The sequence below is a fragment of the Dyella silvatica genome, from assembly GCF_026283955.1.
Taxonomy (GTDB): domain Bacteria; phylum Pseudomonadota; class Gammaproteobacteria; order Xanthomonadales; family Rhodanobacteraceae; genus Dyella_C; species Dyella_C silvatica.
In genome coordinates, this window is the sequence record NZ_JAPDPE010000021.1 from 1 (window position 1) to 25490 (window position 25490).

At 60.9% G+C, this 25490-nt stretch carries 17 protein-coding genes and 1 pseudogene; 5 read left to right on the top strand and 13 right to left on the bottom strand.

Features of this window, described 5'->3' with window-relative positions; genetic code table 11:
• From OUZ52_RS06285 to zwf, 3 genes and pseudogenes are all read right to left on the bottom strand, one after another.
• Window positions 1-165, bottom strand: a pseudogene (locus OUZ52_RS06285) (dihydroxy-acid dehydratase); the annotation flags it as partial.
• Window positions 166-235: 70 nt separating this feature from the next.
• A complete protein-coding gene (gene pgl / locus OUZ52_RS06290; RefSeq protein ID WP_266157521.1) occupies window positions 236-940 on the bottom strand; it encodes a 6-phosphogluconolactonase in 705 nt (234 codons plus the stop codon).
• A 52-nt stretch (window positions 941-992) separates the two neighbouring features.
• Complete coding sequence (gene zwf, locus OUZ52_RS06295) at window positions 993-2459, bottom strand: glucose-6-phosphate dehydrogenase (RefSeq protein WP_266157522.1); 1467 nt, start codon at window positions 2457-2459, stop codon at window positions 993-995.
• 226 nt (window positions 2460-2685) lie between these two features.
• Between zwf and OUZ52_RS06300 the strand changes: the two genes are divergently transcribed.
• Window positions 2686-3438, top strand: a complete 753-nt coding sequence (locus OUZ52_RS06300) for a GntR family transcriptional regulator (protein ID WP_266157564.1) — start codon at window positions 2686-2688, stop codon at window positions 3436-3438.
• Window positions 3439-3534: 96 nt separating this feature from the next.
• On the opposite strand, the gene OUZ52_RS06305 is transcribed toward OUZ52_RS06300, so the two are convergent.
• A complete protein-coding gene (locus OUZ52_RS06305) occupies window positions 3535-6561 on the bottom strand; it encodes a TonB-dependent receptor (RefSeq protein WP_266157524.1) in 3027 nt (1008 codons plus the stop codon).
• Window positions 6562-7353: 792 nt separating this feature from the next.
• On the opposite strand from OUZ52_RS06305, the gene OUZ52_RS06310 reads away from it, so the two are divergent.
• Entirely contained in the window at window positions 7354-10449 is a 3096-nt protein-coding gene (locus OUZ52_RS06310; protein ID WP_266157525.1) for an efflux RND transporter permease subunit, read from the top strand.
• A 290-nt stretch (window positions 10450-10739) separates the two neighbouring features.
• The gene (locus tag OUZ52_RS06315) at window positions 10740-13907 is read left to right on the top strand and encodes an efflux RND transporter permease subunit (RefSeq protein ID WP_266157526.1); all 3168 of its coding nucleotides are present in this window, start codon (window positions 10740-10742) and stop codon (window positions 13905-13907) included.
• Window positions 13908-13967: 60 nt separating this feature from the next.
• On the opposite strand, the gene OUZ52_RS06320 is transcribed toward OUZ52_RS06315, so the two are convergent.
• The 4 genes from OUZ52_RS06320 to OUZ52_RS06335 all read right to left on the bottom strand — a co-directional run bounded on the left by OUZ52_RS06320 (window position 13968) and on the right by OUZ52_RS06335 (window position 18262).
• Window positions 13968-15383, bottom strand: coding sequence for an MATE family efflux transporter (locus OUZ52_RS06320; RefSeq protein WP_266157527.1), 1416 nt, complete (start codon window positions 15381-15383; stop codon window positions 13968-13970).
• Window positions 15384-15541: 158 nt separating this feature from the next.
• The gene (locus tag OUZ52_RS06325; RefSeq protein ID WP_266157528.1) at window positions 15542-16141 is read right to left on the bottom strand and encodes a DUF2239 family protein; all 600 of its coding nucleotides are present in this window, start codon (window positions 16139-16141) and stop codon (window positions 15542-15544) included.
• Window positions 16142-16497: 356 nt separating this feature from the next.
• Complete coding sequence (locus OUZ52_RS06330; protein ID WP_266157529.1) at window positions 16498-17514, bottom strand: S41 family peptidase; 1017 nt, start codon at window positions 17512-17514, stop codon at window positions 16498-16500.
• 190 nt (window positions 17515-17704) lie between these two features.
• Entirely contained in the window at window positions 17705-18262 is a 558-nt protein-coding gene (locus tag OUZ52_RS06335; protein ID WP_266157530.1) for a MarR family winged helix-turn-helix transcriptional regulator, read from the bottom strand.
• A gap of 358 nt (window positions 18263-18620) precedes the next feature.
• On the opposite strand from OUZ52_RS06335, the gene OUZ52_RS06340 reads away from it, so the two are divergent.
• Window positions 18621-19106, top strand: coding sequence for an acyloxyacyl hydrolase (locus OUZ52_RS06340; protein WP_266157531.1), 486 nt, complete (start codon window positions 18621-18623; stop codon window positions 19104-19106).
• A gap of 126 nt (window positions 19107-19232) precedes the next feature.
• Here OUZ52_RS06340 and OUZ52_RS06345 read toward each other — a convergent pair whose 3' ends face one another.
• From OUZ52_RS06345 to OUZ52_RS06365, 5 genes are all read right to left on the bottom strand, one after another.
• Window positions 19233-20753 (bottom strand): DHA2 family efflux MFS transporter permease subunit, encoded by a 1521-nt coding sequence (locus OUZ52_RS06345; RefSeq protein ID WP_266157539.1) that lies wholly within the window; start codon window positions 20751-20753, stop codon window positions 19233-19235.
• 129 nt (window positions 20754-20882) lie between these two features.
• Window positions 20883-22097, bottom strand: a complete 1215-nt coding sequence (locus OUZ52_RS06350) for an HlyD/EmrA/EmrK family protein (protein ID WP_266157540.1) — start codon at window positions 22095-22097, stop codon at window positions 20883-20885.
• 10 nt (window positions 22098-22107) lie between these two features.
• On the bottom strand, window positions 22108-23568 hold the full coding sequence (locus tag OUZ52_RS06355) for an efflux transporter outer membrane subunit (protein ID WP_266157541.1): 1461 nt from the start codon (window positions 23566-23568) through the stop codon (window positions 22108-22110).
• 52 nt (window positions 23569-23620) lie between these two features.
• The gene (locus OUZ52_RS06360; RefSeq protein WP_323135319.1) at window positions 23621-23992 is read right to left on the bottom strand and encodes a MarR family transcriptional regulator; all 372 of its coding nucleotides are present in this window, start codon (window positions 23990-23992) and stop codon (window positions 23621-23623) included.
• Between the two features lie 169 nt (window positions 23993-24161).
• Window positions 24162-24431 carry a hypothetical protein gene (locus tag OUZ52_RS06365; protein WP_266157543.1) on the bottom strand — a complete coding sequence of 90 codons (270 nt, stop codon included), beginning with the start codon at window positions 24429-24431 and terminating at the stop codon, window positions 24162-24164.
• 250 nt (window positions 24432-24681) lie between these two features.
• Between OUZ52_RS06365 and OUZ52_RS06370 the strand changes: the two genes are divergently transcribed.
• Window positions 24682-25485 (top strand): AraC family transcriptional regulator, encoded by an 804-nt coding sequence (locus tag OUZ52_RS06370; RefSeq protein WP_266157544.1) that lies wholly within the window; start codon window positions 24682-24684, stop codon window positions 25483-25485.
• Window positions 25486-25490 lie beyond the last annotated feature (5 nt).

Here is a 25490-nt window from a genome sequence, read left to right on the forward strand (position 1 = left end):
GCATGCGGCAAAGCCGTGCGCGAGGTTGCCGCAGGACAGTCGCTCGCGATGGGTGCCCGGACCCTCGGCTGCCTCGATCCGGCTGAGGTAGGCCGCGCGCGTCGCGCGGCTGCGTTCGCGCAGGCGCTCGGTGACTTCGGCGACGACAGGGTGCAGCGTACTCATGATCGAACTCCAAAACAGACGCCCGTGCGGCTAAGCGCAGGCAACAGACGAAGGCAAATACATACGCGACTCAACGACACCAATAAACCGATACCGGTACCAGCTTTTGCGTCAATACCGCGCGTACCGGATAGTTAAGCGCCGGTCCGATACCCGACCGGGCATCGGCAAGCAGGTCGCGTTTGATGTCGCCTTCGATATGCAAGTACAGCGCGCGGGTTTGTAGTAGCGCAGCCAGCGTGAAGGTAATGCGTGGCTCGCCTGCGCCCTCGGCGCGCATGGGCAGCACGCGCACATTGCTCTGTAGATCCAGGGCCTCATCGAGCCGATCGCCGCCCGGAAAGAACGAAGCGGTATGGCCGTCATTGCCCATGCCGAGAATCACCGCATCGAACGGCAGTTGCAGCGCGGCGATACGAGCCTTGACGATAGCCAGCCCGGATTCCGGGGTGGCGCTATCGGCATACAGCGGCACGAACTGCGCCGCTGAGGCCTCGTGTTGCAGCAACAGCGATTTGACCATGCCGGCATTCGAGCGCTCATTGGTCTCGGGCACCCAGCGTTCGTCGACCAGGGTGACCTGTACTTTTGACCAATCCAAATGCTGCCGCGACAAGTGCGCGAAAACATGTTTCGGCGTGCTGCCGCCGGATAGCGCCAGCAACGCGCTGCCACGCTCGGCAATGCCTTCGCGCAATTGCTCGGCGATACGTTGCGCCAGTGCCTGGGCCAAGGCCTCAGCATCGGTGAAGCTGTGCGTGGTGACATTTAGCATGAGGGACTCGACCGCTTTAGTGCGCAAAAGAATCGTGCTTGCCAAAACCCGACTACTCGCCGTCTTCGCTCCAGGTGCGGCCATCGCGCTCGATCAGCGCCACGGCCGCGCTCGGCCCCCAACTACCGGCGGTATACGGCCGCGGCGCTTCGCCGCTGGCCGACCACGCCGCCAGGATCGGATCGGCCCAACGCCATGCCGCTTCCACTTCGTCGCGACGCATGAACAAGGTGGGGTTGCCACGCACGACGTCGAGCAGCAAACGCTCATAGGCGTCAGGCTGCTGCACGCCAAAGGCCTGGGCAAAGCTCATGTCCAGCGGCACGTGGCGCAAACGCAAGCCGCCGGGGCCGGGGTGCTTGATGGTCAGCCATAGCTTCACGCCTTCGTCCGGCTGCAGCCGCAAGACCAGCCGGTTTTGCGCCAACGGACCCGCCGAAGTGCCGAAGATCGAATGCGGCACGGGCTTGAACACCACGACAATTTCCGACAGCCGCGACGGCAGCCGCTTACCCGTGCGCAGGTAGAACGGCACGCCGGCCCAGCGCCAGTTCTGGATCTCTGCCTTGAGTGCGACAAAAGTCTCGGTATTAGACTTGCCGCCCTCTAGCTCATCGAGATAGCCCGGCACGCTTTGGCCTTCGCTGGCGCCGGCACGATATTGACCGCGCACGGTGACTTGCGCCGCGTTGCTTTCGTCGATGGCTTTCAGTGAACGCAGCACTTTGAGTTTTTCATCGCGCACCGCATCGGGCGCCAGCGATGAGGGCGGCTCCATCGCCACCATGCACAGCAGCTGCAACATGTGATTCTGCAACATGTCGCGCAGCGCACCGGCGCGATCGTAGTAGGCGCCACGGCGGCCTACGCCGAGGGTTTCGGCCACGGTGATCTGCACATGATCGATGTGCTCGGCGTTCCACAGCGGCTCGAACAAGGCATTGCCAAAGCGCAGCGCCAACAGGTTCTGTACCGTTTCTTTGCCTAGGTAATGATCGATGCGGAAGGTTTGCGATTCGGCGAAGACGCGGCCGACTGCATCGTTGATCTGATTGGCGCTGGCCAGGTCACGGCCGATCGGCTTCTCCAGCACCACGCGCGACTTGCCGCGATTGAGTCCGTGATGGCCAAGGCGGGAACAGATGTCGACAAACAATTCCGGCGAGGTGGAGAGATAAAACACCCTCACATGCTCGGGCTGTTCGCCGATCAGCGCGACAAACGCGTCCCAACCTTCGTCCTTGCGGGCATCCAGCGGGCGATAACTGACCTGTTTCAGGAACGCGTCGATCTTCGCCTTGGTACCACCGGCGTCATGCAATGCGCTGCGCAGGCTGGCGCGGTAACCGTCATCGTCCAGCGTTTCGCGGGCGATACCGACGATGCGGCTACCGGTGGGGATCTGGCCGTCGACAAAACGGTGGAATAGAGCAGGGAGCAACTTGCGGATGGCGAGGTCGCCAGTACCGCCAAAAATCACCAGGTCGAACGCTTCGACCTGAGCCTGGGAAGCCGTCACTTCGATGTCCTCGATGCGATGCTGGGCAGCGGCCGGGATGCCGTGCCGGATCGGCTTGGATCGTACCAGTGAAATACCAGATCACGCCAGCGTCTATCGCGCCATGCATACGTATGCGCTCGGATGGCTTTGAGATGCGGCGCGAGGAGCCAGCTGGTATCCGCGCTCAGCCGCATAACTATGCCCTAGTTGCTCTACTGGTATGGTCATTGGTATCTTTCATGCCATGGAAACCGCCCTGGCCAATGAATACCGCCGCCTCTGTGATGATTCGGCGATACATCAACCACTTGCCTATCTGCGGCTGCGGCGGGCGATTCGTAATGTCATCGAACATCGCGATATAGAACCGGGACAAACCTTGCCCAGCGAGCGCGATCTGTCGCGTGTGCTCAATCTGTCACGGGTCACCATTCGCAAGGCCATTGCCGGCCTGGTCGAGGAAGGGCTGCTGACGCAACGCCACGGTGCCGGCACCTTTGTCGCCGAGCGCATCGTCAAGCCGATGTCGCGGCTCACCAGCTTTACCGAAGACTTGCGCGCGCGCGGCCTGCATCCACGCTCCGAGTTTTCCGAACGCGGCATTGGCGAGGTCACGCCGGAAGAGTCGATGGCGCTGAACCTTTCACCGGGGTCGTTGGTGGTGCGCCTGCATCGCGTTCGCTATGCCGAAGACGAGCCATTGGCGATCGAGCGCAGCGTGGTACCCGCCAGCGTCTTGCCCGACCCGATGCTGGTGCACGACTCGCTTTACGAAGCGCTGGAAAAATTCGGCTGCCGCCCACGCCGCGCCTTACAACGTTTGCGCGCCGTCTCGCTGGGCGCACAACAAGCGCGCCTGCTGCACGTCGCCACCGGCAGCGCCGGCCTGAATATCGAACGACGTGGTTTTCTCGACGATGGCCGCGTCGTGGAATTCACCAGCTCCTGGTATCGCGGCGACATCTATGACTTTGTCGCGGAATTGCAGACTGACTGATCGGGCTTGCAAAAAAAGATCGCCGCAGTCCGCGGCGATCTTTTGGGAAAACGCTCAGTCATTGCAGCGCCTAGGCTCCCAACAACTTGGCTGACGTTACAGCGAGAAGTCGTAACGTGCCCCGAGCTGGAAGTAGCGCGGGGTCTGGAAGGCCAACGGGCGCAAGTACTCGATATTGCGCGTGGGTAGATGGGTGGTCCGATCGACCGTGGCGTTTTCGCCGACTTCGATCACGCTCAATACCTGTTTTTTCGAGAACAGATTGAATACGTTGAAGGTGAAGGCCAAGGGCTGATCGCTGCCGGCCCAGCGCGGGCGGTACTCGGCGTTCATGTCGAGCGACCAGGTCCACGGCAACCGGCCTTTGGAGCCACGCGGGCTGGGTTTGAAATTGCACTCGAAATACGAAGCGCCGTAGCCGATCGAATCGACCGGATCCAGACCGATGCAGTTCTTCGGGCGACCCGAGGCGACCGACAGATTCGCGCCGAACAACCACTCCTGCGTGGCCTGGAAATAACCATAGGCTTTTAGCTGGTGGGTACGGTCGTTAGGCAGCGGGCCGTTGGTGTACTGCATGATTTCGGGCGCGTCCCAATCCTGGGTCACCGACGGATCGAGCTGGCCGATATCCGATTTCAGCTGGCCTTCCGAATTGCCGTAGCTGCGCGAGAAGGTGTAATCCACGCGGCCGTACCAGCGCTGATCGAACTGGTGTTCCAGGTATAGATTCAAGGCGTAGTACTTGCGCTTGAGGTCCGGGAAGGCAACATTCCCGGGCGGTGGCGTGGTGAAATCGTCCTTGGTCAGCTTGAACGGCACGTAGTTGCCCTGGCCATTGATATCGACCAGGAATTCGTTGGACTGGCCCGGATTGAACAGATAGCAGCCGGCGAGGCGCGCGTTGCTGATGTCGATGTTGTTGCGCCTGGCGTATTTCTGAAACGGACGGGCGTCGCAGAAATCGTCGATCGAGCTTTTCAACTTACGCAAGGTCGCCTTGGCGCCGAAGCTCCAGTTGTTGCCGAGGGTCTTGTCGAAACCAAGAATGTATTCGTCCTGGTAGTAGGCCTTCATGTTTTGCGCGGCCACCGTACGTGTATCGGGTGTGGTGCCGTCCTCGCCATTCAAGTAGAACCGCTTGCCGAGCTGCTGCAGGTTCAGCGGTTCGCCATTGGTGCCCACACCGTTATAGGCGTAGTACTCGCTGTAGTAGTTGGACGCGGACGCGGCACGAATAGCGACGTTGGACGGTACGGCCAGATGGTAGCGACCGGCATTGGCGTAGACCTTGAAGCTGGAGTCGCCAAAGACGTCCCAGGTAAGGCCTAGCCGCGGTGCCAACTGATGGCGCTGTTTGACGTAAACCTGCCCGGCGCCATTGAGGTTCTTGAATTGCTCATTGCGCAGGCCGAGGTAGGCCATCCAGCGATCGGACACCTGCCAATGATCTTCGATGAACTGCGCGTCTTGCACTACCTTGACCGTGGCGCCGGTCTTGAACAGGCGTTTTTCGGCCACGTATTCGGTGCCGGGAGGCGGGACGATATCCTCGCGGCCCGGCACCGCACCCGCATTGCGATAGACCCAGCGATAACCGCCTTCGTATTCATTGCCCGCGGTGGATTGCAACGTCTGCGTATCCAGGCCGGCGCGCAAATTATGCGAACCAAGCTTGTATTCCACATCCAGGCGCCAGCCGCTGGTCTTGTCTTGCGCGCCCTTACCGAGCACGGTGCCATTGACCAGGCCGCAGCCGACGATGGTCTCGGGTGCGCCGCGACGCGCGTCCAGAATCCACGGACAGTTCGGATTCGAGGCGTAGCTCAAGTTGCGCACATGCTTGGTCTTGCTGGTGCCGTACAACGCGTTGACGGTCAGGCTGTCGGTGATATAGCCGGTGTACTTGCCTATATAGACATCGCCGCCGGGTGAAGAGCCAGGGCCGGAATCGAAGTTCTTGGTCTTGTCCGAGCCCAGATAATCGGTCGCCCGCATGCTTTTGTAGTCGTACTTATAGACCTGGGTATCGATATTGGTCTTGTCGGACAGGCCGGTGAGTTCGAGGATGTGGTTGTCGCTGATGTTCCAGTCGATCTTGGTCAACCACTTGGTCGCTTTGCTGTTGTAGTTCGCTTGCTGTGGCGTGGTGATCGGCCCGACCGTCTTGCCGCTGGTACCGGTGAAATCGCCGGCCGCATAGAAGAACAACTTGTCTTTGATCAACGGGCCGCTGATATAGCCGGTGTACTGAGTGGACGAGCTTTTGTTGTCGCCACGCGCCTGATACAGGGTGCCGTCAGTGCGATAAATGCTGCGCGGCGAATCGCGCAGATACTGCGGGATCACATAAGCGCCGAGGCCGCCCTTCCATTGATTGCCGCCGCGCTTGGTCACCACGCTGATCACGCCACCGGTAGAGCGGCCGTATTCGGCGCCATAGCCGCCGGTGTAAATCTGCTGTTGGTCGATGGCGTCAAAAGGCAGGCTGGTAAAGCCCAGGCCGGTCAAGGCATTGGTGACCGCATAGCCATTGATGTAGTACTGGTTCTCGGAGGCCGACGAGCCGCCGAACGATGCCACGTTGCCGTAACGCGAGTCACCGGAGATCACCCCCGGCGCCAGCAAGGCGGCGGCGGTGACATTGCGAGCCAACGGCAGCTTTTGCAATTGCTCCGAAGTCAGCACCGTGCGCGAGTCGACGGCGGATACATCGATCGCCGGCAAGGCATTGCCGGTGACCTGGATGCTTTCCAGATTCTTGGCCTGACCCGCGGCGGCGGTTGCGGTAAACGAGACATCGACACCCGAACCTACGTTGACGCTGACGTTGTCGCGCGTCTCGATCGCCTGACCGTTTTTCTGCAAGGTGACTTTATAGCGGCCGACCGGCAAAGAGCCCGCGCGGTAGCGGCCATCGGCCTCGACGGCGATATCACGGCTGAAGCCGGTATCGAGGTTTTGAATCTTGACATTGGTGCCGGGTTCAGCGGCGCGGCCGAAGATGGCGCCGGAGGCATTGGACTGTGCCATGGCGGCACCGGCGAAGCTCAAACTTAATGCGGTGGCGAGCGCGCTGTGGCGCCACAACGGGACTCGCGCACACTTCTGAAGTAATGACATTCGATGGTTCTCCCCAAAACGGTTCAATGTGATGAGCGCAATGGCGCCCAATCGCGAAGCGCGGGCTACGACGTTCGTGGCTGCTGCCTGCAGCGGGTAAACCACCGAAGCATCCCTCCATGCCTCGACCACTTTCGTAATTTTTCACGAATCGCTAACCGACCTTAGGGGCCGCAAGAAGGATGCGTCAACATAAAAACTTACGCCTGGCGTCGAATGAGCGTGGCCACAAAGTTCGCCGATACCAATCGCGATATTGAATTTAAAGTTCAATAAATTCATAGCATTGATGATGAAGCCGTGACGAGCTTGGGGTTTTGGAATCAAGCCGTATAGCTAAACACCTGCTTAATGATAGTATTTTCTTACGCTAGGCTTTCGCAGCTTTGCGCGCTGCCTGGACGCCGTCGGTAACCCAGCCCGTCGCTGGCGGACGGCTATCGCTAAGGCCGGCACCTCAAGCATCAAAAGGCCAGGGCAGCAGAGGTGAGCCGGTCATGCGGACAAACAGGCGGTCACGGTTAAGCCGTGTCGGCGCCCCCTGCGCCCTGACGCGGCCTGAGCAGACAGCGCCTCGTCTGGACTGCGCACTTATCTGGCCGCCAACGCCACTCAACGCGAGCCGCCGGAGATCGCCAACACACTCTGGAAGTAGGGGGTACTACCGGCACTACTCAGTACGGGTTTGCGCAGGCATAAAGCGAACATGATTAAGCCCCGCGCCCATTCTGTTCCCATGCCTTTGACGTGCTGTCGTCGATGGCCGCGCGAATCTGCCTGGATGCCGCGACCATGAATTTTTTCGCGCCGATGATCCGCCGTCCGGTGGGTACATCCTTGATGGCCATCGGACTGACCTTGGCCGGTATTTGCGCCTATCTGTTATTAGGCGTGTCCGCGCTGCCGGAACTGAAGTTTCCGGGCATGGCGGTGTATGCGGAGGTTCCTGGGGCGACTGCGCAAACCATGGCCTCGACGGTGGCCGCACCGCTGGAGCGCCACTTGGGGCGCATCCCCGGCCTGAAAGAAATGCATTCGGAAAGCAACGACGGCTCGACCTCGATCCGCCTGTTGTTCAACTTTGGCAAATCGACCGACAAACTGGCCCGTGATGTGCAGGCGGCGATCAACGCATCGGCTCGGGATCTGCCGTCAAGCATGACGGTGCAGCCGCGTTACTTTAAATTCGATACCGCGCAAATGCCGGTATTGCTGCTTGCGCTCACCTCCGACAGCTTGCCACCAGACCGCCTGTTCGATCTGGCAGACACGCTCGCCAAACCGGCGATTTCGCAAATCCCCGGCGTGGCCCAGGTGCGCGTGATCGGCGGCCGCCCTAAGGCGGTGCGGGTGCAGTTGAATAACAATGCGCTGGCAAACATGGGGCTTACCGCCAACGATGTAAGTAATGCACTGACCGCGGCCAATGTGACCTCGCCGCAGGGCACCTTGAGCGATGGCCGCAACCAGATGACGGTTACTGCCAACGACGCGTTGCAGACTCCTGAAGAATTCGCGCAGCTGGTTATCGGCACCCGTAACGGCAATTCGATCCGGCTCGCCGATGTCGCGACGGTAACCAGCGGACAGCAGGATGAATATCAGGCCGCCTGGTTCAATGACACCCGCTCGGTCAGCCTGCGCGTCACCCGGCGGCCCGAGGCCAATGCATGGCTGCCGGCCGACCTGAAAATCACGCCGATCTTCGATCTCACCCAGACCACCAAGTCGGCGCTGCGCGAAGTGCAGATCGCGCTGCTGATCAGCGTGGCCATGGTGGCCTTGGTGATGCTGGTGTTTCTGCGCCGGTTGCGGCCGACCCTGATCGCCATGCTCAGCGTGCCGTTGTCGCTGGCCGGCGCTTTCGTCGTGATGTGGGGGCTGGGCTACACGCTTAATACCTTGTCGCTGGTGGCCTTGGTGTTGTGTATCGGCTTTGTGGTGGACGATGCGATCGTGGTGATCGAGAACATCGTGCGCCATCTGGAGCATGGTCAACCGCCTTTGACTGCCGCACTGGACGGCGTCCGCGAGATCGGCTTTACCGTGGTGTCGATTACGTTATCGCTGATCGCGGTGTTCGCGCCCTTGCTGCTCGGCAACAATATTCTCGTCATGCTGTTGCGCGAGTTCTCGGTGACACTGGCGGCCGCGGTGGTGATTTCGGCGCTGATTTCGCTGACGCTGACCCCGGCATTGTGCGGTTATTTCCTCAAGCTCGAACCGCCGGGCGCGCACCAGCCCGGACGCATGGAGCGCGCGCTGGAACGTTTCGATCGCTGGCTGCAAGGCCTGTATGAGCGAGCGCTCGATTGGGCCATGCATCACCGCCGCTTGATGCGTTGGCAGCCCCTGCTGTTGCTGATCGGTACGATCGGCCTGGCGATTGCGGTAACCCAAACGGCCGGCGCCAATTTCATGCCTGACGAAGACATCGGCATGATCCAGGCCAACATCACCGCCGACGCCAATATCTCACCGACATTGATGGCCGAACGCGCGCAGCGCGCGGCCAAAATCATGCAGGCAGACCCCGCCGTGCTGGATGTCACTACCTTTCTCGGCAGTGACAACGCTGGCGGCAATGTCGGTAGTCAAGCGACTATGTTTGTCGATCTCAAGCCGATGGGCCGTGGCCCCGGCGAACGCCAGGATCACATCAAGCAAGTCATCACCCGGCTGGCCAAAGCCTATGAGGTGTTGCCGGAACTGCGGGTATCGCTGAACGCCATGAGCTTTCTCAACGGCGGGGATAATGGCGGCCCGAATTTTCAATTGATCAGCAGCAACAATATCGACCTGCAGCCCTGGGTGTTCAAGGTCACCAAGCTGATGCGCGGCATGAAGGAGTTTCGCGAGGTCAGCAGCGACTACGACAACATTGGCAAACAGCAAATGTTGAAGGTGGATCGCGCCGCTGCCGGCCGCTTGAAAATCGGCATGGGCATGGTCGACTCGGCGCTGTACAACGCCTTTGGTCAGAATCAGGTCTCGATCATTTATTCGGATATCAATCAGTACTGGGTGGTGCTCACCTCATCGGGCGAGCACTCGCTAAGCCCCAATACCCTGCTGAACACCTATGTGCGTACGCCACAGGGCCAGATGGTGCCGCTGTCGGCGATTGCGCATATCGAATCGAATATCGCGCCGTCGCTGGTCATTCATACCGACCAGCTGGAGGCCGCGCAAATTTTCTACAATCTGGTCCCCGGCGTCCCCCAAGACCAGGCCATGAAACTGATCGAGCAGGCGGTGCAGAACGCCCACCTGCCTGCCGGTGTGCAATTGGGCTATAGCGGCGATAACCAGCGCTTGCAGGAAAGCCAGTCCAACGTGCAACTGCTGTTGATCGGTTCGATCCTGGCGATGTACATCGTGCTCGGGATTCTTTACGAAAGTCTCGGCCATCCGCTGACCATTCTGTCGACCTTGCCCGCGGCCGGCGTGGGTGCATTCCTGGCCATGCTGATCACCCAGACTCCGTTGTCGCTGATGGCGATCATTGCGATCTTGATGTTGATCGGTATCGTCAAGAAAAACGCCATCCTGATGGTCGACTTTGCCCTGGTTGCACAGCGCGAACGCGGACTATCCGCTGCCGAGGCCATTCGCGAAGCGGCCATCGTGCGTTTTCGCCCAATCACCATGACGACCCTGGTCGCAATGGGTGCCGCACTGCCGTTGGCGATCGGCTTCGGCATGGGTTCGGAGATGCGCCAGCCCTTGGGTATCGCCATCGTCGGCGGCCTGCTGGTATCGCAGCTGCTGACCCTGCTCAGCACGCCGGCGATCTACCTGTGGAATCATGACCGACTGGTTCGCAAGGAAGCGCGACGCCAGCGCCGGGCCGCGCGCCGCGCGATGAAGGCGGGCTTGGCCACCTGAGATCGTGCTAATGGAACGTTGGCGTTGGCAAACCTTACGGCAGGCCTTCGCCGGGCTTATCCGTGATGATCGTCTTCACTTCATGTAGGCGGGAAAGCGGGCAAGATTCGGCCCCTGCCTTTCGGCAGGGACGGACTTCAGGCACATTCGCCGGTCATATACGGCAGGCATAAAGTCAAGATGATTGAACCTGCCGATCTCGCTGCTTTCGAAGACGCATCGCGTCATGTCGCGCGATGTCGTTTGTGTGGGATCCGCCTGGTACGTTGCAGCGATGGCCCGGGAGGCCTGTGAATATTTTCGCACCACTGATCCGCCGTCCGATCGGCACCTCATTGCTCGCGCTGGGCCTGATTCTGGCGGGTTCATGGGCGTATAGCCTGCTCGGCGTAGCAGCGCTCCCGTCGCTGGAAATTCCTGGCGTGTTCGTCAGCGCGCAAATGCCCGGCGCCAGTGCGCAGACCATGGCCAATAGCGTGCTCGCGCCGATCGAACGCCATCTTGGCCGTATCCCCGGCGTCGAGGAAATGTACGGCAATGCGACCGAGGGCTCGGCCACCGTCCAGGTGCGTTTCAACTACGACCGCAGCGCGGACAAAGCCGCCCGCGATGTGCAGGCGGCGTTGAACGCCGCCGCCGCGGATCTACCCACCAGCGGCATGCCTTCGCAGCCGCAGTATTTCAAATTCGATACCTCGCAGCTGCCCATTCTGTTTATTACGCTGACCTCGACCGGCATGCCGCCGGATAAGCTGTATGAGCTTAGCGATAACTTGCTCAAGCCGGCGATCGCGCAGATTCCCGGCGTAGCTCAAGTACAGATATTTGGCGGTTCGCCGCATGCGGTGCGAGTGGAATTGAATACCGCGGCGCTCGCTGTCAAGGGCTTGAGCGCCAACGATGTCAGCAATGCGCTGATCGCTGCCAACGTCAACTCACCGCAAGGTTTGTTGACCGATGGCCACACCCAGATGACGGTCACCGCCAACGACTCGCTGCATTCGCCGGAGGAATTCGGCAGTTTGCTGATCGCCATGAAGAAAGGCATACCGGTGCGTTTATCCGATATCGCCACGGTCAGCAGCGGCCCACAAGACGAGTACCAGGCCGCATGGTTCAACGGCAAGACGTCCGTGGCGATCCAAATCACCAAGCGAGCCGACGCCAACGCGGTGGCCACGGTGCAAGCAGTGCTCGACCGGCTGCCGGAATTTCATCGCTGGATGCCTGCCGATATCGTAATGACTCCCACCTTCAACCTGACCGAGACGACCAAGTCCGCGCTGCATGAAGTGGAGATCGCATTGCTGATCAGTATCGCGATGGTGATGCTGGTGATGCTGGTGTTTTTGCGCCGCATACGCCCCACCTTGATTGCCATGCTGAGCGTGCCGTTGTCGCTGGCCGGTGCGTTCGTAGCGATGTGGGCGCTGGGTTATTCGCTCAATACCTTGTCGTTGGTAGCGCTGGTGCTGTGTATCGGCTTTGTGGTGGACGACGCCATCGTGGTGATCGAGAACATCGTGCGCCATATGGAGCATGGCGAGCAGGCATTGCCCGCCGCCCTGAACGGCGTCCGCGAGATTGGCTTTACGGTGATCTCGATTACCTTGTCGCTGGTCGCGGTGTTCGCGCCGCTGCTGTTCGGCAACAACATCGTCGTCATGTTGCTGCGCGAATTCTCTGTCACGCTGACGGTCGCGGTGGTGATTTCCGCCATCGTCTCGCTCACGCTTACGCCAGCGCTCTGCGGCTACTTTCTCACTGTCGAGAAGCCCGGCGAGCGTACGCCCGGCAAGCTGGAGCTGGCGCTGGAGCGCTTTGATCGTCGCCTGCATCATCATTACGAGCGGGCGCTGGACTGGGCCATGCATCATCGCCGAATCATGCGCTGGCAGCCGGTGATCCTGCTGCTGCTTACGGTGGGGCTTGCCGTCGCGACAGCGATGACCGCGGGTGGCAACTTCATGCCGGAGGAAGACACTGGCCTGCTGCAGGCTGATATCACCGCCGACGCGAATATTTCACCCACGCTGATGGCCGAACGTGCGCGACGGGTCGCCGACATCATGCAGGCTGACCCTGCTGTGCTGCATGTGCTGACCACGTTGGGCAGCAACGACGGCAATGGCAATGGCGCGGTGGGCAATAACGCCGGCATGTTTGTCGATCTCAAACCGCGTGGCGATGGCCCCAACGATCGGCATGAAAGCGCCAAGGCAGTGATGGAGCGGCTGTCCAAACAGTACGACCTGATGCCCAATACCAAGGTGACACTCACCCTGTCGCAGTTCCTCGGTGGCGGTGGTAGCGGCGACAAGGGTGGCCAGTACGAGTTCCAGCTGATCGGCACCAGCGGCGAAGACTTGCAGCCCTGGGCATTGAAGATGGTGCGCCAGTTGCGCACGGTCAAAAGCATGCGTGACGTGACCAGCTCGTTCGAGCTTACCGGCAAGCAACAGCTGCTGAAGGTCGATCGCGAATCCGCGAGCCGCCTGCAGGTCAGCGCGGCCATGGTCGATACGGCGCTGGCCAACTCGTTCGGGCAGAGTCCGATCTCGGTAATCTATTCGGATATCAACCAGTACTGGGTGGTGCTGACCTCGTCCAGTGCGCAGACGATCAGCCCGGCGGCCTTGCTTAATCTGTATGTGCGCAATGCCCAGGGCACGATGATTCCGATGTCGGCGCTGGCGCATATCGAGCCTAACGTCAGCCCGTTGAAAATCCGCCACCACAATCAGCTGCAAGCGGCCACCATCAGCTACAACCTCGCCAAAGACGTCAAGCAGGATCAAGGCATCAGGCTAGTGGACCAGGCCGCCCTGGCGGTGCATTTACCGGCGGGCGTGCATGTGGAATACACCGGCAACAATCAGCGCCTGCAGCAGGCGCAATCCAATGGGTTTGTGTTGTTGCTCGGCTCGATTCTCGCCATGTATATCGTGCTGGGCATTCTCTACGAGAGTCTGGGGCATCCACTGACCATTCTGTCGACGCTGCCGGCGGCAGGCATGGGTGCGTTCCTGGCGATGCTGGTCACCCAGACGCAGATCACCTTGATGGCGATCATCGCGATCTTGATGCTGATCGGCATCGTCAAGAAGAACGCCATCCTGATGGTCGACTTTGCCCTGGTCGCGCAGCGCGAGCATGGCATGTCGCCGCCGGATGCGATTCGCCAGGCGGCGCTGGTGCGCTTTCGTCCGATCACTATGACTACCCTGGTGGCGATGGGCGCGGCATTGCCGCTGGCGATCGGCTTCGGTATCGGCTCGGAGATGCGCCAGCCCCTGGGCGTGGCCATCGTCGGCGGCCTGCTGGTGTCGCAGTTGCTGACGCTGCTCAGCACACCGGCCATCTACCTGTGGAACTACGATCGCAAGATACGCCATGCCGCGCGTAGAGCACATCGCGCGCAAAGGCGCGCGCTGAAGGCCGCCGGCCAGACGGCCTGACCTGATCGGATGGATGTCGCGAACGCACTTCCTCCTACTTGCAAGAGGAAGTGCGTTTGGCTACTTCGCGGCCTCGATTGGCGCCACGGTTTCGATCGGCGCGCTCAGCATGTGTGCCTTGCGCCAGCCACCTAAGCGGTAATAAGTGATGGCCATCAGCATCGAAATCATCGAGCTCAACGGAAAGCTCCACCAGATCGCATCGGAGCCGATGCTCGGCATCAAGGCCAAGGCGAACGGCGGCCGGATAAGCCAGGTGGCAATGAACAGGATGATCAAGGGCGGCCATACCGCACCCGTGGCACGCACGACGCCGAACAAGACAAAGGTGACGCCGAGGAACATAAACGACCACACGGCAATCACATTGAGATGCTGAGCCAGGTCCATGGCGGCGCTGTCACCCGGCAAGAACAGATTCAAGGCGCTTCGATTGAACAGGATGATCAGGCTGATCAAGCTGCCGCTGAGCAAGAAGTTGTACAGCACGCCGACACGGGCGATGCGGTGCACGCGCTCCCATAGCCGAGCGCCGACATTCTGCGCCGCCATCGACGATACCGCCGCACCGATGGCCATGGCCGGCATCAACACATAGTTCCACAGCTGGTTGGCTGCGCCATAGGCCGCCGTCGTGTGCGAGCCGTAGTTGTTGACCAGCCGCATCATCAGCATCGACGACGATGAGATGACAATCATCTGCAAGCCCATCGGCAAACCCTTGAAGATCAGCGAACGCAGAATCTCCGGGTTGGGCTTGAGATAACGCAGTTCGGTACCGGTCAAGCGCAGGAAATGCTTGCGCGCATACAGCGTACCGAGCAAGGCGAGCAAGGTCAGGCTTTGCGCGATCAACGTCGACATGGCGGAACCGGCGATACCCATGCGCGGAAACGGCCCGATGCCGAACATCAAGAGCGGGTTAAGCCCGATATCCAGCAGTACCGACAAGCCCATAAACACGAACGGGGTGCGCGAATCGCCGGCGCCGCGCAGCGTCATCATCACGAAGTTATAGAAATACATCGCCGGCAGGGCGATGAAAATGATGCGCAAATACGGCACCGCGTACGGCAGCGCATCGGCGGGCGTGCCCAGCTGGCGCAGCAGCCATGGCGTGCCCAGGTAGCTAAGCAGTGCGATCACCAGCGAAATGACGATGAAGAAACTCGCGCTGGTGCCGACCACGCGCTTGGCTTCGACCATGTTGCGCGCGCCCAGGCTTTGCCCGATCAGAATCGTGCAAGCCATGCTGATGCCGAACACCGCACTGAGCAGCAGAAACAGAATCAGATTGGCGTTGCTGATCGCACTCAAGGCTGATTCGCCGAGATAGTGACCGATCCACATCGCGTTGACCGAGGCATTCATCGACTGCAGCACCGTGCTGCCCAGAATCGGCAACGCGAACATCAACAGGGTACGGGCGATCGGACCTTCAGTCAGCGAAGGCCGACGGTTAGCAGGGGCTGACATGCATGGTTTTCCGCGATGAAGGTTGCTGTAGAGGACTACATGAGGGAACTACATGGGGATAGGCACGAGCTTTACATCATCTCAGTCCAGGCGGAGTCAAACCGGGCCGCCAGCTGGCGCCGTGAAGGTAGTCACCGGCTGACCGCGTGTCCTTAAGTCTATGGCCTGGGCGTGCTGCCGGCGTCATCCCACGCCAGTGCTGCCAATCGCCGTAGATGATCGCGCACATCGACCGGCCACGCGGCGATCAGCGCCTCGAAGGTCGCGGGCTCGTTGCGCCAGAAGGCGCGCGACGCTTCTTCATGACCGGGGAAGTCGCCGGTCATGGTCTGCATGAATCGATCGACCGCTTCGCTGGCCTGGCGCGCACGGAGCTTGCCGCTGTTCCCGCGCGCGGCTTCTTCGACCAGTCGCCGCAAGGTGGCAGAAGCACCGCCCGACTGGCCGCCCAGCCAATCCCAATGCCGCGGCAATAAGGTGACCTCGCGCGCGATCACGCCCAGTTTCGGGCGGCCTGGCCCACGGGCCACGACGGGCTCGGGCGCGTGATTGGGCAAACGCGCCAGCACCTCGTCTGGAGTGCCACGAAAATCGAACTCGACCTGGCGGCAGCTGTGATCGTCAAAGATCAGCACCGGCTCGTTACTACCGGCATCCAGTACGTGTTTGGTGGCCAGTACGACATCGCTGAGTGCGCCGGTGGCGATCAGCCGATGACCGGCAAAGGCAGTGCAAGTAACAGGGTTGGGCGTTTGCATGAAGGTCGCTGCCGGGTTTGTTGACTGGCAATTTTACCCGGCAAAATTACCCTGTCAATAAAATACGGGTAAAAATAACGGCGCAGCTCATGCCTCACGCCAGGTTTCCCGCAGATGGCGCTACAGCAGCCTGCTCCACGCGTCGATTTCAAAACACGAGCCTGGCAAGCCGCTTATTATGCTGGCCTACGCTGGCGGTCTGCCGCTCTCGATAGCGCAGCATCGCGTACCGCAGAGTCATGCCGATGACAGTCATCTCCATGATGACTAGATGCCCAAGATATCGATGGTACGGAGTAGATGGCCGTCGGCAGCTGGCGGCAGAATGTTGCGCGCGGCCCTGCGGGTGCGAAAGGTCAGTGCGCTGGCTTTTCACTCGGCCCGGGTTCTTTGCTTATCGCCGCGCGCGCTAGTTCGAGCGCCTTGTCGAGCGCGAGCTCAGGCGGGGTTGGTACATCCGGCTTCACGCCCACGCCCTGCCAGTCCGTGCCGGTGATGGGATTGATCGAGCGCATTTCCGGCAACTTGATCAGGAAATGATCGGTGAGGCGCCGACGCTCGTACGGATGCGCGCCACCACCACTGGCTTCGCCTACCACGGTGATCCGCTTCATGGCCTGCAGGTCGTAAGCGAAGGCTTCGGCCGCGGAAAAGGTCTTGTGCGAAATAAGCACATAGACCGGCTTGCTGCCACCGAATCGACGGCCGGGCACCCACACCGGCGAGGTGGCACGGGTGAGCCGGTTGCTCGGCCGGTCGTAGATGGCGCTCATCTCTGCCGGCTTGTCCAGCAGATAGGCGGCCATCAGCATGTCCATGCTGCTGTCGCCGCCGCCGTTGTTGCGTAAGTCGATGATTAATACCTTGGACTGCGCCAGCAAGGTCATCGCCGATTGCAGCATGTCGGCCGCCACGCGCGGCGGTGCGAATACGCGAAGGTCGAGGTAACCGATGTCGCTATCGAGGCGCCGCACGCTCTCGAAGCCATGATTGATCGCTGGGCCGGCCCAGCTGTCATCGTCTTCTTCATATTGATCGGCAGCGTTCGCATCGGGCATCGGTACCGGCTGCACGCTGTAATTGATGCGAAAGTGTCCGTCACCGGAAAGCTTGCGCAGCTCCTCGGTCAAAGACTGGGCGAACGCTTCGGGGCCGCGGTCACGCTTGAACGCATCGGTATTGGCCTGCTGGCGAATGGCCTGGGCGACTTTGCGTCCGATGGCCGGATCCACATAACGAGCTTGGATCACCTCGGCAGCTTGTTCGATCACCTCACGCTGACTGTTCGCCGTGATCACCGAAGCGTCGAGATCGGCGGCGACAGCGCAGCAGGAGCCGAGTGCCAATGACACGGCAAGCAGAATGTATTTCATAGAGGGCCTGGCTGGAGATGGCTAGGTAAGCGACGCCAAGTACTTCTGCACGTTGATCAAAAGATCGGCGTGGCAGTAGTTCGCCGCGAGTTACGGTGATTTCAACGGGGAAACTGCCGCAGGAATGGGGTGGTGGTCGTGTATCTCTTGCTGTTGCTCGCGAGGTACCGTGCTTGCGCAAGGCTGGTGGTCACGCGCCACTCGTCCGCTTCTTCTTTGCGGCATCCTTACCTGCGCCTGTATTGCGCTTTTTCACTGTGCTCTTGGTAGCTGGCGCTTTCGCACCGGATAGTCGCGTGCGCGCTTTCTCCATTCGGTCACCGAAGGTTTCCACGCCCAGTGCCGCGATGGCCTCGTCGAGTGACTGCGACAGAGGACGCGCTAGCGACGCATCGAGGCTTTCGCCGGCCAGCTGCGTTACCTTCCAGCATTCGTGCAGCTGCGGCAGTATCGCGCGACCGCGCGGCGATAGACGAATCAGTCGCTGGCGGCCGTCAACCGGCCCGGGCTCGGAAGCAAGCAGCCCTTCCTTGATCATCAAGGCAACCGTCTGTGTCGCCGCCGGTTGCGTGATCTTGGCAGCCTCCGCAATTTGTCCGATCGTGGAAGGCTCGCATACCATCAAGGCACGCACCACCGGTGTGAATCGCGGTCGATAACGCAGCCCCGCCAAGGCATAAGCCTCTTCCACCGCGCCGTCGAGCAGTTCGACCAAATGACGTAATTGGGTACCGAGTCCGGGCATCATGTGGGCATGTATATAAGCACTTATGTAAATTGTCAAGAACAGCTGATGACAGGGCCAGCGTGACTGGAACACAGCCGACGGATCAGGCCGTGACCAGCACCGGCAGCGCATCCATCTTGCGTGCCGCTGCCTGGCCGGGATGGGCGTGGCGACATTTACCCGCCCGGCTGACTCAAGCCGATCTGCAGCAAGGGCGGCGGCGACCGGCTGCCCGGCTACCGCTTTTCGCCGCACGGGATTTACCCGCTCCACCCGCAGGTCCGCCCAGTGGCTGCCTCGATTCAAGCCCGGCATCAGCCTCAATCTCAGCAGGGGTTGATTTTTAAACTTTCGAGTACATAAACGGAGTCTCATCACCATGGGACTCTGTCATGCATTACCCGCCGCCGCCGCCCGTATCGAAGTACAAGGCGGCCGCAGCTATATGGATAGCTACGGCACCAACACCGCTTTTGTCGAGGCCGTGCTTGATGAGCATCGCATCGGCAACAGCAACTTCAGCTGGTCGCCGGATGTATCGCTGGGCTGGATCAATGGCCGCAACGTCGAGCGTTTCCGTTACCGGCATTTCAGTACGGACCATGCGATCTGGCTGGTCGCGGGCGGTGCGCGCTTGCACTACGGCGAGCCCGGCGACTGGTATCACCAGCTGTACTACTCGCTGCAAGGGGCTTTGTTGAGTGGCCGTTCGCAAGCGCTGAGCAGTACCGGCCAATTCGTCAACACGGTGGGCTGGCAAGGTCAGCGCTGGAGTTTCCAGATTCGTCACCTGTCGAATGCCGGCCTGCATGACCCTAACCGTGGGGAAACCATGGCCTTGGTCGGGCTCGCTTTCGATATTTAAAAGGTCGCCCGTAGGCCTCGAGTACGACGCATCTCGCCGTAAGGGAGATGCGGGACGAGGGTAGCGCTGTACGAGCCCCTCGATCCCAACCCTCTCCTGAAACTCAGGAGAGGGGAAAAGCTCCCATCAATGGCCGCTTGCCGCAGGCCCTGCCTTGGCCGCAAACGGCGGCTTGGCCAGCCACACCACCAGAATCAGGCTGATGAAGATCCATCCAAGCAGATGGAATACTTCGTTGAAGGCGATGTGATAACTCTGCTGGGTAATCAGCTGATTGACCGATACCGCGGCGGTTTGCGCGTCGCCCATGCCACTCATCGTGGCTACCGTGGCCGGATCGTAAGGCGTGATGTGCTCGGTCAGCTGGGCATGATGAAGTGTCGCCCGGCGATCCCACAGAAAGGTGGTCAACGAGGCCGCGAAGCTACCGCCCAAGGTACGCAGGAAGGTCGCCAGACCGGAGCCTGCGGCAATTTCATTCGGCTGCAGATCCGAAAGCAGAATGGTCAGCACCGGCATGAAGAAGAACGCCACGCCCAGACCCTGTAGCAACTGCACAAAGGCAACGTGACCGAAATCCACGCCGGGGAAGAAATCCGAGCGCATGAACGAGGTCGCGCCCATCACGATGAAGGAAATCGAGGCCAGCATGCGCAGGTCAAAGCGACCCGCGTACTTGCCCACGAATGGCGTCAACAGCACCGGCAAGACACCCAGCGGCGCGGTAGCAAGACCCGCCCAGGTGGAGGTGTAGCCCATGTTCCGTTGCAACCATTGCGGCACCAGCAAGGCGATCGCAAAAAAGGCAGCGTAGCCCAGCACCAGCGACAGGGTGCCGAAACGGAAATTGCGATGCCGGAACAGCTTCAGATTGACGATCGGATCTTTGTCGGTGAGCTCCCAGATCAGGAACACGATCAGACCGACCGCGGCGACAATGCTGGTCAGCACGATAAATTGCGAGTTGAACCAGTCCTCGTCGTTGCCTTTGTCCAGCACGATCTGCAATGCGCCCACACCCAGCACCAGGGTAAGCAGGCCGACGTAGTCCACCCGTGGACGCTCGGTGCGCTCGGGGCGGCCCTTCATCTGATTGGCCACGACCATGCTGGCGAAAATACCGATCGGCACGTTGATGAAGAAAATCCACGGCCACGAGTAATTGTCGGTAACCCAGCCACCGAGAATCGGACCGGCAATCGGCGCCACCACCGTGACCATCGCCAGCAGCGCCAGCGCCATGCCACGCTTGGCCGGTGGATAAATCGAAATCAGCAAGCTTTGGGTGATCGGGTACATCGGCCCGGCCACCGCACCTTGAATCGCGCGGAACAGAATCAGCATGCCCATGCTCTGCGCCATGCCGCACAACAACGAGGCCAGCGAGAACAACAGGGTTGCCCAGACGAACAGCTTGGTTTCACCGAAGCGGCGCGTAAGAAAGCCGGTCAGCGGCAAGGCAATCGCATTGCTCACCGCAAACGAGGTGATGACCCAGGTGCTCTGGTTGGAGCTGACGCCGAGATTGCCGGCGATCGTCGGCAATGACACGTTGGCGATGGTCGTATCGAGCACCTGCATAAAGGTGGCCAGCGACAAACCGATCGTGGACAACGCCAGATTGGGCGGACGGAATTCGGTGCTCATGGCGGCGTGGGAGTCTCAAGAGTTGACTCCACCCCTTAGTTAGCGGGAGGAGGCTGAGAGGGGATGAATCCGGATACCGGATTTCTATCCCTCTCCAACCCTCCCCTGCGAACAGGGGAGGGATCCAGGTCACTTCGCGTGGGTGCCTTCGGTGGATGCGCTGTTGCCAGGCATATTGGCGTGCAGAATCTGCTCGATGACGCCGTCGGCCTTGGCCAGCTGCTTCTGATACACATCGGTGCTGAAGGCGGCCTGGGTCGGCGCCTGCTGCGACAGCATCGGGCCGCTCTGGTCATGCAGGCTGACGTCGACGTTGGCTGACAGACCGATGCGCAGCGGATGCTCTTCAAGCTGCTTGGGCTCGGTGAACACGATACGGGCCGGCACGCGCTGCACGATCTTGATCCAGTTGCCGGTGGCGTTCTGCGCCGGCAGCAACGAGAACGCGCTACCCGTACCAACACCCAGGCTCTTCACTTGGGCTTTGTAGATAACCTTGCTGCCATAGACGTCGGTGCTGATTTCCACCGGCTGACCAATGCGCATATGGGTCAATTGAGTCTCTTTGAAGTTCGCATCCACCCACACCTCATGCAACGGCACCACCGCCATCAGCGCGGCGCCCGGCTGCACCCGCTGACCGACCTGCACGGTGCGCTTGGCGACATAGCCGGTAACCGGCGCGACCAAGGTGGTGCGTACATCATTGAGATAGGCAGCGCGCAACTGCGCGGCAGCGGCCTGCACGTCTGGATGCGAGGCAACCACGGTGTCATCGACCAGTACCTTGTTGGTCTGGTACTGCTGTTGCGATGCAATCATCGCGCTCTCGGCCGAGGTCAGCGCGTCGCTGGCGTGCGACAGCTCTTCGGCGGAAATCGCACCCGACTTGGCCAGGTTGCGACGACGCTCGAAATCGGCGCGTGCCTTGTCCACCGCCACCTTGCGCGCAGCGACATCGGCCTGTGCACCGGATACGTTGCTATACAAGCCACGCACCTTACGCACGGTATTGGCCAGATTGGCCTTGGCCTGCGCCAAGGCGACATCGGCATCGGCCTGATCGAGCTTGATCAAGACATCGCCCTCATGCACCAGGTCGCCGTCATCGGCGCCGATGCTCACCACGGTGCCGGCAATCTGCGGGGTGATTTGCACGACGTTGCCGTTGACGTAGGCATCGTCGGTACCTTCGTACCAGCGGCCCTCGAGGAAGTACCACAGTGCCCAGGCAATGATGCCGAGCACGAGCACCGCCAGCAGCAGGCGCAACATCAAGCCGCGGCGGTTTTTAGGTGGCTGGACGACCGTGTTGTCGGCCGCGAGTGGGGTTTGGCTAGACATGGGATCAGCCTCAGGAACGGGGGGAGTTGGAATGATTGGCGAGGTCAGCGTCATCGGCCTGCGGACGGAAACCGCCGCCGAGCGCCTGGATCAGCTGCACCGAAAGATCGACTTGCTGCGATTGCAAGGCAGCCATGCGCTGGTCGGCCATCAGCAGTTGCTGACGCACGCTAAGCGCTTCGAGATAACTGCCGATGCCGGACTGGTAACGCTGCTGCGACAGCTGCCACGCCTGCGAAGCGGCATCCAGCGCGCGCTGTTCGGCCGCGATCTGTTCTTGCAGCGAACGCAGCGCCGACAAATGATCGGCCACTTCGTTGATCGCGCCGATCATGATCTGGTTGTATTGCGCGACGGCAAGATCGTAGTCGGCGTCCTTGCTGGCGAGGTTGGAGCGCAGGCGGCCACCGTCGAAGATCGGCAGGCTGACGGCCGGGCCACCTTCGTAGAAGCGCGCAGGCAGCTGGAAGATATTGCCGCCGCCCAGCCCGATCACCCCGGCCATGGCACTCAGGCTGAGGTTGGGCAAGAACTGTGTCTTGGCGGCCTTGATGTTCTTGCCGGCCGCTTCGACGCGCCAACGAGCAGCCACCAGATCGGCGCGATGGCCAAGCAATTCGACCGAAAGATCGGCCGGAACCGCCACCGCGGAAGGCTTGAGCACCTGCGGACGGCCGATATCCAGGCCACGATCCGGCCCCTTGCCCAGCAGCACGGACAAAGCCGAACGCGCGGCATCGATGGCGCGATCAGCCAATGCCAGCTGCTCTTCGGCGCTGGCGACTTCGGCGTCGCTCTGCTTGAGCTGCATTTGGTTGTCGATACCGGCATCGACGCGCTGGGTGGTCAGCTTGCGCGCGCTGTTGGCTCGCTCCAGCTCCGCCTTGGCGACATCTTGCTGGGCATAGGCATAACCGAGCTGCACGTAACCGCGGGCGACATTGCTGGAAATTTCGATCCGCGCCGCGCGCTGTTCGACATCGGCCGCACGGGCGGCGCCCAGGGCAGCTTGCCATGCCGCACGCTTGCCACCCCAGAGGTCGATATCCCACTTGAAGCTGGCATAGCCATATTTGGCTATGCCGTAATGACCGTTACCGATCGGCGGCAAGGTGGTCGGCAGGCGCGCACCCGCCACGCTGGCGCCGGCATTCACGCTGGGACCGCGTGCCGCATCGGCAATGCCGACCTCGGCCTGTGCCTGACGCGCGCGCGCATCGGCCAGCGCCAGGTTCGGGTTATCCTGCAGGGCTTCGCTGATCAAGCTGTCGAGCTGTGCATCGCCCAGGCCGGTCCACCAGTCTTGTGCCGGCCACTGTGCCGGCGATACATCGAATTTGGCCAGGCTGCGCTCGCTCTTCAGCGAGGCGGAGTCCATCGGCGTGCCGTCAGGATGCAAACCGCCGCTGCTGGCGCATCCCGCCAACGCGAGAGTCAGACCGACAGCCGCCGCAAGTAGGTGCAGACGCATGGGTATATGTCCGGAAAGTGTTGTATGTGACGAGTGATAGAAAACGCAGGTTTCAGGCTTTGTCGCGAAGCGCATTCAAGACACGCTCCAGATAGTCGTGCAGGTGGTCTCGCTCGGCGTCGCTCAGCGAACGCTGGGCGGCTTCCAGCACCCGGGCATTGCAGTCGGTCATTTGCAGCCATAGCGCCGTGCCCGCCTCGGTTAACTCGATCCGCAATGCGCGCCGATCTTGTTCGTGCGGCCGGCGGCGCAAATAACCCTTGCGTTCGAGCTGATCGAGCTGGCGGGTCATCGCGCCGCCATCCAGCTCCACCGAACGCGCCAGCTCACTGGCTGACATCGGACCCAGCCGGGCCAGCCGCTTGAGAATGAGGAACTGCGTAAAGCGCAGATCCACCCCCGTGGCCAGCAACTCGGCCTCCATGGTTCGAACCAGCTCACTGCGCACCAGACCTAGCAACACACCCAGATTCTCTTTGACAGGCTCAAACGGGGTGGAATCCTTTTTCATGATGCGCATACTATTGCCTTGCAGATATTTGTCAAGGCAAATATATGCAAGACACTATCTTCTTTGTGAACTATTCAGCATGTCAGGCCGCCTCGCTTTGCTGTTGCCAGGCCTGCTGGCGGGCCAGCAACTCTTCGCGCACCAGGGCGCGTAGTGCCGGATCGCGTATGGCGAATAGCTCGAAGACTCCCAGCGCCTGCAAGGTGGGCAGCTGCGCCAGCATGCGTGGCTCTACCTGGCGCCGCAAAGCCTCCGGGGTGGCCGGATCCAGCATCAAGAGTGCGTTGACGACGAAACGGGTAAGCGCTTCGTTAGCGTCCATCGGAACGGACGGCGAGTCGGATGACGACATACCGATCTCCTTAAGTGTGTACATGGAGGACGTCCGGACTGGCTTCGCCGTGACATGGCGGCTGATGACGGACAGCGTGCGACACGGGGATGCGCACATAGCCCTAGCCTAGGCGGAATACCGTTTGGCCTGATAACGTTAGTCAGACAACTTATGTCTAGAACACGCCATTTGAGTCACCGGCCAGGGAGGGCCGGCTCTGTACAAACGACACGCATAAGCCGGTCAGCCGAGGCGATCAAGCACTGCCATGAACCATGCCGAAGAAATCTTTCAACTTGTCGAGCGCCTGGACGGCCCCGCGCTGATTGCCTACGTCGTCGACGATCAGGCCGATGGCACGCCGCTGCAAACCATGGAAACCGAATGGCATAGCCATGTACGCGGTCAGTTGTTCTATCTGGAACGTGGCTTGATCAGTGTCCGCACCGAGCATGGCTCACTGACCTTGCCACCGCTGCGGGTCGGCTGGATGCCTCCGGGCGAGATGCATACGGTACGGATTGCCGACGCCACCCGTGGCTGGGGGGTGCATGTCGCCCCATCGGCCGCCATAGGCTTGCCGCAGAGAACCTGCGTGCTCGGCGTCAGCGAACTGATGCGGGCGCTGGTGTTGCGCGCCAGCACATGGACACTGCAAGACAGTTTGAGCGACGAGCAAGAGCGCGTGCTAAGCGTGCTGATGGATGAGATCCGGCATGCACCGGTTGAGCCGCTGCACTTGAACATGCCTAGCGACCGCCGCCTGTTGCGGATTGCGCACGCCGTGCTCGATCGCCCCGACGATGCCCGCAACCTCGATGCATGGGCCGCCTGGGCGGGCTTGTCGGCGCGCACGGTCAGCCGTTTGTTTCGTAGTGAAACCGGCAGCAGTTTCGCGCAATGGCGGCAGCAGGCACGGTTGACCCGCGCCCTGGAGCGGCTGGCGGGCGGGGAGACGGTAAGCAGCGTGGCCGATGCACTGGGTTACGCCAGCATCAGCGCGTTCGTGGCGATGTTCCGGCGCAGCTTTGGCGAATCACCGGGACGCTACTTTGCGCAGCGCCCGGTGTGACGCCT

Coding starts and splice junctions, on each gene's coding strand:
- pgl (WP_266157521.1), bottom strand. CDS start 940: ATGCTAAATGTCACCACGCACAGCTTCACCGATGCTGAGGCCTTGGCC.
- OUZ52_RS06300 (WP_266157564.1), top strand. CDS start 2,686: ATGGAAACCGCCCTGGCCAATGAATACCGCCGCCTCTGTGATGATTCG.
- OUZ52_RS06305 (WP_266157524.1), bottom strand. CDS start 6,561: ATGTCATTACTTCAGAAGTGTGCGCGAGTCCCGTTGTGGCGCCACAGC.
- OUZ52_RS06310 (WP_266157525.1), top strand. CDS start 7,354: ATGAATTTTTTCGCGCCGATGATCCGCCGTCCGGTGGGTACATCCTTG.
- OUZ52_RS06320 (WP_266157527.1), bottom strand. CDS start 15,383: ATGTCAGCCCCTGCTAACCGTCGGCCTTCGCTGACTGAAGGTCCGATC.
- OUZ52_RS06325 (WP_266157528.1), bottom strand. CDS start 16,141: ATGCAAACGCCCAACCCTGTTACTTGCACTGCCTTTGCCGGTCATCGG.
- OUZ52_RS06330 (WP_266157529.1), bottom strand. CDS start 17,514: ATGAAATACATTCTGCTTGCCGTGTCATTGGCACTCGGCTCCTGCTGC.
- OUZ52_RS06335 (WP_266157530.1), bottom strand. CDS start 18,262: ATGATGCCCGGACTCGGTACCCAATTACGTCATTTGGTCGAACTGCTC.
- OUZ52_RS06340 (WP_266157531.1), top strand. CDS start 18,621: ATGGGACTCTGTCATGCATTACCCGCCGCCGCCGCCCGTATCGAAGTA.
- OUZ52_RS06345 (WP_266157539.1), bottom strand. CDS start 20,753: ATGAGCACCGAATTCCGTCCGCCCAATCTGGCGTTGTCCACGATCGGT.
- OUZ52_RS06350 (WP_266157540.1), bottom strand. CDS start 22,097: ATGTCTAGCCAAACCCCACTCGCGGCCGACAACACGGTCGTCCAGCCA.
- OUZ52_RS06355 (WP_266157541.1), bottom strand. CDS start 23,568: ATGCGTCTGCACCTACTTGCGGCGGCTGTCGGTCTGACTCTCGCGTTG.
- OUZ52_RS06360 (WP_323135319.1), bottom strand. CDS start 23,992: ATGGAGGCCGAGTTGCTGGCCACGGGGGTGGATCTGCGCTTTACGCAG.
- OUZ52_RS06365 (WP_266157543.1), bottom strand. CDS start 24,431: ATGTCGTCATCCGACTCGCCGTCCGTTCCGATGGACGCTAACGAAGCG.
- OUZ52_RS06370 (WP_266157544.1), top strand. CDS start 24,682: ATGAACCATGCCGAAGAAATCTTTCAACTTGTCGAGCGCCTGGACGGC.